Origin of the sequence: Acinetobacter sp. AOR43_HL, from assembly GCF_027854635.1 — a bacterium.
Lineage (GTDB): Bacteria > Pseudomonadota > Gammaproteobacteria > Pseudomonadales > Moraxellaceae > Acinetobacter > Acinetobacter pittii.
This window is the reverse complement of the sequence record NZ_JAKTHX010000029.1, coordinates 637,962-650,260: the sequence shown is the minus strand read 5'-3', so window position 1 is coordinate 650,260 and position 12,299 is coordinate 637,962. Positions and strand designations below refer to the sequence as shown.

The following is a 12,299-nucleotide window of genomic DNA, read 5'->3' as shown; positions in this document are numbered from 1 at the left end:
CTCTTTAGTGCAGTAAGGCTTTTAATTTGTCGATGTCTTTTACGGAGATATGATTGTATTTTGTTTCTATAATGCCTTCTTCAACAAACCACTGAATTTCCTTTCTGATACTTTGTCTCGATATTTTTAAAAGTTCAGCTAGATTTTCTTGTGAGAGTTTTAATAAAACCTCAATGCCTTTTTGAGTTTGGGTCGAAAAAAATTCGATTAAATAAATGAGCTGTCGCGCAATTTGTACCTTTAAAGGTTGTGTAGAGGTGTGATAGATATCATTGTCTAAAAGCCGTGTTCTCTGACATACCAATTTTAAAACCTGATATAGCATGCGTGAATTGTGCTGTATGGTTTGCTTAAAGATATGTTCAGGAATGGTTGCTATCACAGTTGCTTCGTGTGCAACATATTCATGCTCTAGTGCAGATTCAGAAATAAGATAGACAATATTTAATAGTGCGCCTGTAGGGATAAAACGATGAATAAGATATTTCCCATCGTATGAATTCCAACCTAATTTGAGTACACCACTTAAAACAATGATGAGTTCACGACAGTCTTGATTTCTCGAATATAGCACTTGCCCTTGATAAAGATGCTTTATCTTAATTTCATTAAATAATTTCTGCTTTTCTTCAAGTGAACATGCGTCCATGAATTCACATTCTGACAGCATTTGTTCAGCCAGTTTTTTATATTCAAAGGTAATGTTGAAATCTTGATAACGATTGATATGAGTTTGATCTAATAAATCTAAAAAATGATCATAGTTATTTCTTCTTTTATCGTTATAAACAAGTGTTGTCATTCGCCATCTCACCATCAAATTGAAGCTCTAAAATAGACCATACAACCTAATCGTGAAATTCAAGTTTAATATAAATTTAGATTAAACAATTATATAAAAATCAAGATCTCAAATTTGGATCTTGATTTTTTTTGTCTTGTTTATTTTGATAGAACTTAAGACTTAGGCGATGTAATAACTGATAGTTTATCAACGCCTACCCGTTCTATGCTGGCCAGTAATTTGGCAACCGTACCATAAGGAACCGTCTCATCTGCATTCAGGTTCAGAGCCAGTTTAGGATTGGCCGCCTTACGCGTTTGAATGGCCTGTTCAAAGTGTTCAAGAGTGACTTTATCTTTATCTAGATAAATTTCCCCTTTGGGATTAACACTAATGACTACTGCCTTGGTTTGATCTGTCACCTGTGTTGGTGCAGCCTTGGGTAAGTTTACCTTAACAGTATTGGTCAGTAAGGGCGCCGTGACGATAAACACAATCAACAGAACCAACATCACGTCTACTAGAGGGGTAATGTTGATCTCGCTGACGACATCATCTTGTTCTGATGTTGAAATTGCCATTATGCATATACCTTTTCTTTATTGTGGGTATGGCTTAACTCGCTGGCTGAAGTGCTCGTATTGGTTGTCTTTGCCTTAACTGTCTTAAGCTGAAAACCTGATTTTTGGTTTAGGCTGACAAAATCGGTCGCAAAGTCATCTAGTTCTGCACCGATAGTTTTTACTTTACGCACAAAATAGTTATATGCCAGTACCGCTGGAACAGCCACTGCAATCCCGATGCCTGTTGCAACTAGTGCTTCACCAATCGGCCCTGCAACCACATCCATACTGGCATTACCCGAATGAGCAATCGCTTGTAATGCATGAATAATCCCAAAGACTGTACCAAATAACCCAATGAAAGGTGCATTATTACCAATTGATGCGAGCAAGGCAGAACCTTTTTCTAACTGGCGGCGTTCAGACAGAATTTGTTTGCGTAAATGACGCTCGAGTAAATCTTGACGACTCCAGCTATGTTGTAAATCTTGATGAGTATCGTCATCTGCATCAGCAAGTGTTTTAAAACCAGTATTTGCAATGCGTGCTACTGGTCCGTGCCCTGCTTCCGATTTTTGAATCGCATCTTGCAGATTTTTGGCACTCCAGAATTCTTCTGCAAAGGCTTTACTTTGGTGGTTGGCTTTTTGGGTTTGAACCAGTTTAATGACAATCAAACCCCACGTCACAATTGAAAAAGCAACCAATAACCAGATAGTCCCGTCGTGGATCAGGGAGTTTATATCACTCATGTTAAAATTCCTTATAGATCAATATTAAGTTAAAAAATTATTTCGGGAGTTGATAGTGAATAGGAACATCGACCCATCCTTCGACTGGTGTTTTTCCTTTTAAGGCTGGTGAGAATTTCCATTGTTTTACGGTTCTCACCGCTGCACTATCGAGTATTTTTTTGCCGCTGCTCTGTTTGACTGTCACGCTATCAGGGCTGCCATTTGGCAAGACTTTTACCCTCAAGATGACTGAACCTTCCCAACCTCGATCGAGAGCCTGTTCAGGATATTCAGGCGCTGGATTACTCAAATAACCTGCATAGCCTTTTGCTTCTGTAACTGGCAAATTGTCATCAACAGCTTTCGCAGGTGCTTCAGCGGGTTTTGAAACGGGTTGTTGAACAGGAGCCGCCACCAGGTTTTTACTTAAGGGTTCCGCTACAGGCCTTGGTTGCTCTACTGCCTTATGCTGTTCAACAGGTTTAGGCTGCTCAACGTGTTTCTGTACTGGTTTTGGTGTCTCTATTTGCTTTTGTACAGGCTCAGGCTTTGGGCTAACAGGCGGTATCTTTGGCTTTTGCACCACTGGAGGGATTTTAGGTTCAATCACCTTAGGTGGTTCAGGCGGTTTGACAATCTCTATCACCACAGGATCAGGTGTTTTGACATCAAGCTGAGGTGTAGGAAGTTGTTTGGCGATATACCAGATTCCTAAATGTGCCGCAGCAACGGTGACAATCGCAATTGCCAAAGTATTCTTTTTTGGCTCAGCAGGATCATTTCCAACATCTACGTTATGGCTAAAAGGATCATTAACCGTCGTTGTATGGGTGACCTGATTGGATAGTTGCTCAAATAAAAATGCTTTTCTAATCGAGCCTTGACTAAATTCACTCATCAATAACTCCTATTAACCAATTTTGTCTTCGGTCAAAATCCGAAAAATCTGTTCTTTTAATTGATGCAATTCAAAACTTGAACGATTTCGAGGACGTGGCAAGTTGACGGGAATAATCTGTTCAACACGACCAGGTTTAGGTTTTAAAATCACCACACGATCTGCCAGAGTTACAGCCTCTTCCACATCATGTGTAATAAAAACAGTGGTCATTTTTTGTTGGGATTGAATACGTAGCAATTCATTTTGCATTTGATGCCGTGTTAATGCATCTAATGCACCAAACGGTTCGTCTAACAGAAAAATACGAGGTTGCACAACAAGACTGCGTGCAATGGCTACACGTTGAGACATCCCACCAGATAGTTGGTGTGGGTATGCCTTTTCAAAGCCATTTAAGCCAATCAATTCAATTGCTTTTTGGACCAAAATATCCTTATCACGTGAAGTTAACGCCTCATTTAATAAACCCAGCTCAATGTTTTGCTCAACGGTAAGCCAAGGAAATAAGCGATGTTCTTGAAAGACTACCGCTCGATCGCCGCCAATCCCGCTTACATCGGTACCATCAATTAAAATTCGACCATCAAAATCTTGATCTAGTCCAGCCAAAAGACGTAAGAGCGTAGATTTACCGCAGCCACTGCTACCTACAATCGCAATAAACTCCCCTTCTTTAATTTCTAGATTAAAGTCGTGAATAACTTTGACAGGTTGTTGATTGACGACAAAAGACTTATGAACATGGTGAAATGCCACACGTGTTTGAGTATTAGATTGAAAAGATTGGTGATGTTTTTCAGTATTTGTATTAAGGGTAATTGTCATGGTCTGACCTCAATTTTTTCGCCAAGATGTTGCGTAGTTTTCAGTTATTTTGCCCAGCCATGCCAGAATCGCCCCTAAACCAGCGACCAAAACGGTTGCTGCTATCACACGCTCCATTTCAAAGTTTTGCTGTGCTGCCATCATGTAGCTACCTATGCCAATTCCAGAGCCCATCAAGTATTCAGCTCCAAAAGATGCCATCCACGAATAGAGCAATGCCAATCGAAATCCAGCAAACATTGAAGGTGCAATGCTCGGTAAAATCAAAAGCGTTAAGCGTTGGAGCAATGTCATTCTTAAAGTACTTGAGACTTCAACAAGCTGCATTGGAATGCTCGACATGCCTTTCCATGTCGCAATAAACATCGGAAAAAATGTCGCTATTGAAATGAAAACAATTTTTGATAAATCTTCGAGTCCAAACCAAGCTGTCAGTAGCGGAATCCAAGCAAAAATGGCAATGAGACGTAATGTATTGAGTGTAGGTGCCAACAGATTTTCAATAGGTTTAAATAGCCCTACCACAATTCCTACAGAAGCCCCAATTAACCCGCCAATGATCAAACCCAAAATTGCACGATAAAGGCTGTAATACATGGCAGTAGTGAGTGAGAAATCTTGAATGCCTGACCACAGTGCTTCTAATACTTTCCACGGCGCGGGTAAGATTTGACTCGAAATTAAGTTAAACCAACTGCTTACTGCCCAAAGCACCACTAAACTCAAAGGTAAAACCCATGATTTGAAAACATCGGCTCGGCTTTTTTTGTGAAAAGTATGAGCACTCAAAGCAGCATGTGGCCAAAACACAAACTTACGTTCAATTCGATGGAGGATAAAATCGAAAATAATACCTACAGATGCGATCACAAAAATCGTGACAAAGACAATATCAAGCTGAAATAGCTGACGACATGTCACCATCAAATATCCAATGCCTTCCGATGAAGCCAATAACTCAACAGCAATCAAGCTCGTCCAGCCTGCTGCAACAGCTAGTCTTAAACCCGTAAAGAAATATGGAAGTGTGGCTGGCAGTACAAGTTTTGTGAGTAAGGTTAGACGATTAAACTGTAAAATTGCTGCCATTTCTTTGAGTTTGGGTTGAATGTCACGTACCCCTGCCTGAGTATGTAAGGCAATCGGTACCATTGTGGCCTTAAAAATTATGAAAATTTTTAAACTATTTTCGATGCCGAGCCAGATCATGAGTAAAGGCAACCAAGCCAATGTTGGGATAATGACCAACGCATAAAACGTTGCAGATAAGTATTGTTCTGCAATGCGGCTATAACCCAATAAAACACCTAGAAATACGCCACCTAATACACCTGACAATAAGCCAAGACCAAAGCGCTCAAGACTGATGGCAAGCTGTGACCATAGATCTTGAGATGCGATTTCAACGAAAGAATGCCATGTGTCTTTTGGGGTAGGTAAAATTTGAGCAGGCATCCATTGCTCATTTGATGCTACCCACCATAGTAAGAATAAACAAAGAGGTACAATCCAATAGATCGCAAGCGAGTTAAAATACCCAACAGAAATGAACGATGGTTTCTTGGTACTTTTCCAAACAATGCCGGATGAATTTTTTTGCGAAATTATTTCTTTCATATCTCGATATATATCCATACATTCTGCTTTTATAGATTTCTCAGAATGTTTAACTAAACGTATACCTGATGATCATTTATCCGTGTCATGCAGATCTAATATGAGACGTGTTGTGATCATCTTTGGTGTTATGCTCTGGATGAGTGTAAAGAGAGATGTTTTGTTTAACTGTCTACACAGGTACAAAGATCAGAAAATATTTATATTTATAAATAAGAGATAAAGATAAGAATTCTTGTATAGACCTTTCATAAAAGATCAAACGTATATAAAGAACAAAAAATTAAAAAAGCCCAACTAGCTTACTAATCAGGCTTATGTAAAGAACATTTAAACTTTAAAGCGCAATATCAAATTCTGGGCTAGCTACCGTAGGCTGTAATCGAGCACGTTGCTTTTTAAAGTGCGGAAGAACGTGTTCACCAAGACGGTATGACTCTTCAAGATGTGGATAGCCTGCAAGAAAGAATAACTCTATGCCAATGCTATTGTACTCTTCAATACGCTCAATAATCTGTTGGTAGCTCCCTACCAAAGCAACACCGGGTGGCACACCAATATATCCAAATCCAGACCAAACATTTGGATGGATAAAAAAGTCGCTGACATTTTTACTACCATCTTTTTCGGCATACTCTTTTTCGAAGCTTAATACGCGCGCTGAGCGTAAACCCGCATGGGTTGCTGCCGCGTGTAAACGTTGCTTTTCAGCAGCTTCATCGAGAAAGCGCTGAGCCTCTGCCAACGCTTCTTGTTCAGTACGGCGAGCAATGGTATCGATTGATAGGCCAAATTTTATATTTTCACGACCATACTTTTTTGCACGAGCACGTACGTCTGCAATCAATGCGGCAATTTCTGCTGGTTTTTCAGCTCTCATTAAATAATAGTCCGCATGTTTTGCTCCAAACTCGCGAGCAGCTTCCGAAGAACCTGCTGTGCAAATAATTGGAAGGCTTGCTTTATTCAGTGGATATTTTAGACCACCGCCTTCTGCCGAATAGTACTTTCCTTTATAGTGAAATGAAGGATTATTCCAATATCCTTTTACAACATCTAGAAATTCTGTAGCACGTGCATAACGTTCGTCATGTGGTAAGTCATCGCCGACCTGACGTTGGATGACTTCCGATCCGCCATTAATAATATTCCAAACCAGTCGATTGCCCGTTGCACGCTGATACGTTGCCGCAGTTTGTACAGCATTATATGGACTAAAATGATAAGCCTGAAATGCAGTCACAAAGTTAAGTTTTTTAGTTTCTCTTGCAAGCAATGAACATACTGTCCAAGGCTCTTCACCCGTTGGTGCGTTCACCATGAGTGCACCAGCAAAACCATTAATTTCTGCTGCCCGCGCTACCTGACTTAAGTAATCAATATAGGTAAAATCATCACCTACTTCATAGTTCGAAACCGCTCCGGTATTTTCAACATTTTCAATATTAGCCCAATCACCACGATTACGTGGGTCACCGGGTAAAAATTCTGTTTCGCCATGAAGTGGTAAACGTGTAAAAAATTCAATTCCCATTATTTTCTCCGTAAAGCAAAGCTTAGAATTTTGCAGTGAGAGAAACACCAACTTGACGTGGGTTTCCATAGGTTAAGACATATTGTCCAGCAGGACCATTTGGTCGCCCATGAACTTGATATTCTTCGTCTAGCAAGTTTTTAACGTAAGCATTAACTTGGTATTGATTATTTGCGCTGATATACCCAACGTTTGCGTTCCATAAGGTGTACCCTTTTTGACTCAAGATTGGGTCAACAGAATAATCTTGACGATTGACTAAGAAAAACTCACGGTCACGATATTTTGCATCTGTGCCCACAATAACGCGTGCTCCACTATCAAGATTAAAGGTATATTCACCCCCTAAACCGATGGTGTACTTTGGAGAACGAACCAAGCTGTTACCTGTATTGTCAGCATTTACGACATTGGTTACTGGGTTTTTATCAACAAAGTCGGTGTATTCGCTGTCTAAATAAGCGCCTGCAAAACGTAGGCGTAAGTTATCGGTAGCTAAATAATCTAGTTCTAATTCTGCACCTTTTACTTCTGCCTTAGGTCCATTTGCCAGAACTGAGGTTACCCCTCCACCTTGCCCTTCTGTGGCAACCAATAAATTTGTTTGAATATCTTTGTAGTCGTAATAGAAAATATTGGCATTGGCCGTTAAATTGCCTTGTAACAAGCTAGATTTCAAACCTAGCTCATAGCTATTTAAATATTCAGGGTTAACATCTGCTAGTTGCGTCAGGCTACTAGAAAGTCCGGTGTTAAAGCCGCCTGAACGGAAACCTCGAGCAAAACGGAAGTATGTGTTGATATCAGGAGTGATTTCATATTCTGGCGTAATATCGTAAGTCAGCTCATTCCATCTCTTTTTACGACTTGTTGAACCATTTGCATTCGGCGCTGGGTTATAAACTGCATTACTGTACCCATCCTTTTGCCACCAACTGCCTTTGGTGTAGTCGCCAGAGGTAATTTGAACAAGATCTACATCAATATCTTTTTCTTCACTTGTCCAACGTAGACCACCTGTTACTTTAAATTTGTCGGTAAATTTATAGGTACTGTTTCCAAACAAGGCAAAACTTTGGGTGGTCTGGTTATAGGTAATATCCCTGAAAGCAGGCGTTCCCGCGGTTTGAGCTGGAGCACCATTCGGTAATGTTTTGTTTACTCGTGCGCTTACCCCTGTTGAGTCTAGATCTTCATTAAAGTAGTGAAAACCTGCGATCCAACTGAGTTTTTTTTCAGCATCGGATGAAATGCGAAACTCTTGGCTGTATTGGCGCCATTCATTATCGCTATAGCTTCGTGCTACATCGTATGGTGTATAGTCACCATCAGAAATGGATTTTTGAGTGGTCTTATCAAACGCTGTAATGGATGTAAAAGTATGACCGCCCCCTAAATCTCCTGTTAATGTGAGCGATGTACCATCATGTTGAATCTTATTGCTTTCAGCTAAATCTAAATTTGTATCTCTGCCTTCTGGTCTCTCATAAACACCCCAGTATTTTCCAATACTTAAAGAGCCATTATTGCCTAGACCATTATAGGTTTGGCTATGCAGATTGACTAAAGCATTCCAATCATCATTAATTTTTCCTAATATCTGGAAACGGAATGATTTTTTATCAACATCTCCGTAGTCTTCTCCACTGGCTAAATTCTTTGCATAACCATCACGGTCTTCTGAATAGAATGCTCCTCGTACGGCAACATTATCTGATATAGCCCCGTTCACGGCGCCTTCAAAAGTACGAAGATTATGGTCGCCTATTCCTATAGTTCCATAACCGGTCGGTTTATCTGAAAAAACAGGTTTTCGTGAAATGTAATTTACTGCACCAGCCGTGGTATTTTTACCGTAAAGCGTGCCTTGTGGACCGCGGAGAACCTCAATACGTTCTAAATCGAATAAATCTCCAGCACCAGCAACAGGCGCATTTAGATAAACCCCATCTGCATAAATACCGACTGGGAAAACTGTAGAGGCTGCAACATCGCCAGTTCCCAGACCGCGAATATACCAGCGTGGACGGCTATCGCCATCTGGGTTTTCAGCTGCTGCATTTGGTGTATAAGTTAAAACATCACCAATAAATGTTGAGCCTTTCGCTGCCAAATCTTTGCCCGAAACTGCTGTAATCGCAGTCGGAACTTTTTGAATGTTTTGTGCACGATATTGTGCAGTAACGATGACATCGCCTAGTTTTTTTACATCTTTAGCATTTACCACTTGAGCTTGTTGCTCAGCAGGAATTGCATCACTATCATCGTTCGCTAAAGCTAACGTCGAAACACTCGCCGTTACTCCCCACATAGCAGTTAAAATACTCTGCCTAATTTTTGTAACCTTAAACATGGTGACTCCATTTAAATAAATCTATTCTTATATTGGCAACTTCTATGCCATTTAATTTATTTTAATAATTTCAAATACTTGATAAAAATTTAAAAATAAAAATGATTTAATACTGCTGATAGATAGACAGTCTGAAACGTATTATTGTTGTTATTTCAACATTCACGATTTAATGTGTTTTATATCCCGTATTAATAATAAAGCCATACAGACGTATGGCTTTTTAAGATTCTTGGAAATAATTGATTGGTTTTAAAATTTATAACTAAACTGACCCTGTACAGTCAGAGGACGCATGGGTTGTAAAAACTCGCTATTCGCTCCTGCCAAACCATTCACAAAATTTCGTTCATTGGTTAGGTTAAGAATGTTAAGACCCACCGTCCATTGTGGCTGGCGATAATAAAGACCTAAGTCCAGATTATAGTTATTCGGTACTTTCACGGTTTGGCTTAGGTTCGTGTACCAGTAGCTTGTCCACCATCCTGATAGGTTGGCCCCAAAACCAGACTGATGTTGGTAATCTACATAAGCACTAGCAGAGTACTTGGGAATTCCAGCTGCATCATAACGCCCAGCTTTACGTTGGTTTAAAGCATTATTATCTCCCCAAACCGTAGCATTATCTGCGTGAAAGCCAAATGGTGAAAAACCAGCAGGTATAATAGAGCTGTATTCAGCATCCAAATAAGTAAAATTACCCCCAATCGCTATGTTTTTTTGTAGTTGCCATCTTAATGATGACTCAATACCTTTTACTTCAAAGCGAGCCATATTGCCGTTCGTATCAGGTGATAAATCTCGTTTTTGTTCAAACCCACTTAGGGTTAAAAATAACTGGTCAGTGATAGGTTCATATTTAAATCCTATTTCTTTTAGCTCACTTTGACTGTCAAAAGATAAAGGATTGAGTTGATTTCCTGCGCCCCAAATCAAGAAAGGCCCAAATACTCCTGTATTTAATGCAGTACTTTTGTCATAGGTAAAATAGAGTGTGCTTTTCGCCGTAGGCTTAATAAACGTACTGAGTTGGTAGCTCAATAGACTATATTTATCACTCGAAGAACGGACATCTGTTGGGGTTAAAACAAGTGGGTTTTCAAGTTTTGCTCTTACAGAACTATGGTTAATGCCTAAATTAATACCGAATACATCGTTAAAGGTAAAGTTTTGTTGAGTGAATATGCTCAACGTATCCCAAAAACCCGAGCCGGTATAGACAGCTCCTCCTCCATTTGGTGGGAAGCCACCTTTTTCTGCATATAAACCATTTCCAATTGGGTACATGCGCGCTAAATTTAAATATCCAAAATATTGAGAATATTGAGGGACTCCTGCTTGCCCAATCCAACCTCCTGTTGAGCCGCTATTATTAATCAACCCCAGTAAATCACCAGGGTTCTTCTGTGATGGATCATTGGTTAAATCATATGGATTAATATTAAAACTATTATTTGCAGCTAAAGACGTAAACTTCTCATGACGATATGTTCCCCCTGTACTGCTTTTATTATTAATTTTTACGCTCCCTATTTCAAAATCATAGTCGCCTAAAAATTCTAGTCGGTTATCAATTAACTCATGATCTAAATCTGTAAAGAAGCTTCCAACAGAGTCACCTAAATCTTTGTTATTTTGATAGAGCGTACTGTTTGCAATAGACCAATGATCATTTAAATCTTTAATTACTTTTAATTGAGTGCTAAATCGCTTGGCACTATTTTTATCTTCACTACGTCCTGAAACATGATCATCTAGCTTGACCAACTCATTGCCGGGTATTGAAGGATCATAGACCCAACCTTTAATAGTTCCTGCTTGATCAGCAGTTGAGTTCGGTAACGGCGTGGTCTGAACTCCACCAACAGCAACATATTGGTTTTTATCGTTCTTCTGACGAGTTTGCCAACCAATGACTTTAGAGTTTGATGCACCAGATTCAAATACAGGAGACCAAAAAGTCGAACCGTTTTGAATAATAGGCGTGGCTCTACCTTTGTAATAAAGGCCATGATCCACCGATTGTTGCGATGCTCTATTCCAGCCATGTGTGACATTAAAATCGTAATAGTCATCGTAACTGATATTCCAATCTACCCTTAAACGATCATTTGGACGCCAAGCAAGTGCTCCATAAAATGCATTAAAGTTATTTTTTACATTGTCATAATAGTCATCTGTCTTTTGTGCTGTTGCACTCACGCGAAATGCTAATTCTTTTGAAATCGGAGCTGTATGATCAATACTGACAGAGAAATTAGGCTCTGCACCTTTAGCTGAGTAAATGGAACCTACAGTGCCAGAGATATTGGTTTCAGCTTTATTAAAATTAGGCTTTTTGGTCAGGTAGTTAATATATCCGCCAGAACCTGAAGTCGGTGCAAAAATTACACCTGTTGGCCCTGCCACAATATCGGCTCCTTCATAAGCATTGAGATTGGTTGGATGACGGGTACTGTAAATGCGTTGGCTATCTTGAAAAACTTCCGAGTTCTGTCCACGAATTTGTGGAGCAAAGTTAGCATTTTGTCCCCCGCCTCGCGTAATGCTAGGCGCATATTTGACGAGATCATCCGCACTGCGAATAACATCTTCTCTAAATTGTTGTTCTGACACTTGGGATACTACACGCGGAGTATCCAATACAGAGCTATCAGTTCCATAAATTGAGGTAACTTTGCGTTTGGGAACAACGGTAGTTTTCTTGGTTGCTCCAGTAATGACTACATCTGACAAAGTAATTACATCACTTTCAGAATCACCTGCTTGTTGTGGTGTTTCTTCGGCAAAAACATATAACGGTAAAGTTGCCCCTAATATGCTAAGCGCAATAACTAAAGGTTTTAATTGAAAAGGCTGTCTCATATCACACTCAGTAAAGTAAATTTACAATGCGTTACGCAAAGCCTATGCCAACCATTAAAGGGCCAAATAATTCACCCTAACCATTTGATTTAGTTGTTTTTAATTTATCATTGTTTACTTATC

Annotated in this window: 9 protein-coding genes; all 9 read right to left on the bottom strand. The window is 39.7% G+C overall.

Annotated features, from left to right (window positions below; translation table 11 throughout):
* Positions 1-4 precede the first annotated feature (4 nt).
* Positions 5-802: a Crp/Fnr family transcriptional regulator gene (locus MKL33_RS14945; protein ID WP_086395146.1), complete on the bottom strand. Its 798-nt coding sequence runs from the start codon at positions 800-802 to the stop codon at positions 5-7.
* Between the two features lie 155 nt (positions 803-957).
* Complete coding sequence (locus MKL33_RS14940; RefSeq protein ID WP_004925095.1) at positions 958-1,365, bottom strand: ExbD/TolR family protein; 408 nt, start codon at positions 1,363-1,365, stop codon at positions 958-960.
* Positions 1,365-2,099, bottom strand: coding sequence for a MotA/TolQ/ExbB proton channel family protein (locus tag MKL33_RS14935; RefSeq protein WP_086395145.1), 735 nt, complete (start codon positions 2,097-2,099; stop codon positions 1,365-1,367). Before MKL33_RS14935 ends, MKL33_RS14940 begins: the two co-directional genes overlap by 1 nt.
* Before the next feature lie 37 nt (positions 2,100-2,136).
* Positions 2,137-2,979, bottom strand: a complete 843-nt coding sequence (locus MKL33_RS14930) for an energy transducer TonB (RefSeq protein ID WP_086395144.1) — start codon at positions 2,977-2,979, stop codon at positions 2,137-2,139.
* 12 nt (positions 2,980-2,991) lie between these two features.
* Positions 2,992-3,807 (bottom strand): ABC transporter ATP-binding protein, encoded by an 816-nt coding sequence (locus tag MKL33_RS14925; RefSeq protein WP_101663439.1) that lies wholly within the window; start codon positions 3,805-3,807, stop codon positions 2,992-2,994.
* A gap of 9 nt (positions 3,808-3,816) precedes the next feature.
* The gene (locus MKL33_RS14920) at positions 3,817-5,442 is read right to left on the bottom strand and encodes an ABC transporter permease (RefSeq protein WP_290033663.1); all 1,626 of its coding nucleotides are present in this window, start codon (positions 5,440-5,442) and stop codon (positions 3,817-3,819) included.
* 319 nt (positions 5,443-5,761) lie between these two features.
* A complete protein-coding gene (locus MKL33_RS14915; RefSeq protein ID WP_270907271.1) occupies positions 5,762-6,958 on the bottom strand; it encodes an LLM class flavin-dependent oxidoreductase in 1,197 nt (398 codons plus the stop codon).
* Positions 6,959-6,980: 22 nt separating this feature from the next.
* Entirely contained in the window at positions 6,981-9,311 is a 2,331-nt protein-coding gene (locus tag MKL33_RS14910; protein ID WP_333725055.1) for a TonB-dependent receptor, read from the bottom strand.
* A gap of 252 nt (positions 9,312-9,563) precedes the next feature.
* The gene (locus MKL33_RS14905) at positions 9,564-12,176 is read right to left on the bottom strand and encodes a TonB-dependent receptor (RefSeq protein WP_270907270.1); all 2,613 of its coding nucleotides are present in this window, start codon (positions 12,174-12,176) and stop codon (positions 9,564-9,566) included.
* Positions 12,177-12,299: the final 123 nt, after the last annotated feature.

What these genes read in the sequence shown, in the direction of transcription:
- MKL33_RS14905 (WP_270907270.1), bottom strand. Translation starts at nt 12,176, where the DNA reads ATGAGACAGCCTTTTCAATTAAAACCTTTAGTTATTGCGCTTAGCATA.
- MKL33_RS14925 (WP_101663439.1), bottom strand. Translation starts at nt 3,807, where the DNA reads ATGACAATTACCCTTAATACAAATACTGAAAAACATCACCAATCTTTT.
- MKL33_RS14935 (WP_086395145.1), bottom strand. Translation starts at nt 2,099, where the DNA reads ATGAGTGATATAAACTCCCTGATCCACGACGGGACTATCTGGTTATTG.
- MKL33_RS14945 (WP_086395146.1), bottom strand. Translation starts at nt 802, where the DNA reads ATGACAACACTTGTTTATAACGATAAAAGAAGAAATAACTATGATCAT.
- MKL33_RS14930 (WP_086395144.1), bottom strand. Translation starts at nt 2,979, where the DNA reads ATGAGTGAATTTAGTCAAGGCTCGATTAGAAAAGCATTTTTATTTGAG.
- MKL33_RS14915 (WP_270907271.1), bottom strand. Translation starts at nt 6,958, where the DNA reads ATGGGAATTGAATTTTTTACACGTTTACCACTTCATGGCGAAACAGAA.
- MKL33_RS14920 (WP_290033663.1), bottom strand. Translation starts at nt 5,442, where the DNA reads ATGGATATATATCGAGATATGAAAGAAATAATTTCGCAAAAAAATTCA.
- MKL33_RS14910 (WP_333725055.1), bottom strand. Translation starts at nt 9,311, where the DNA reads ATGTTTAAGGTTACAAAAATTAGGCAGAGTATTTTAACTGCTATGTGG.
- MKL33_RS14940 (WP_004925095.1), bottom strand. Translation starts at nt 1,365, where the DNA reads ATGGCAATTTCAACATCAGAACAAGATGATGTCGTCAGCGAGATCAAC.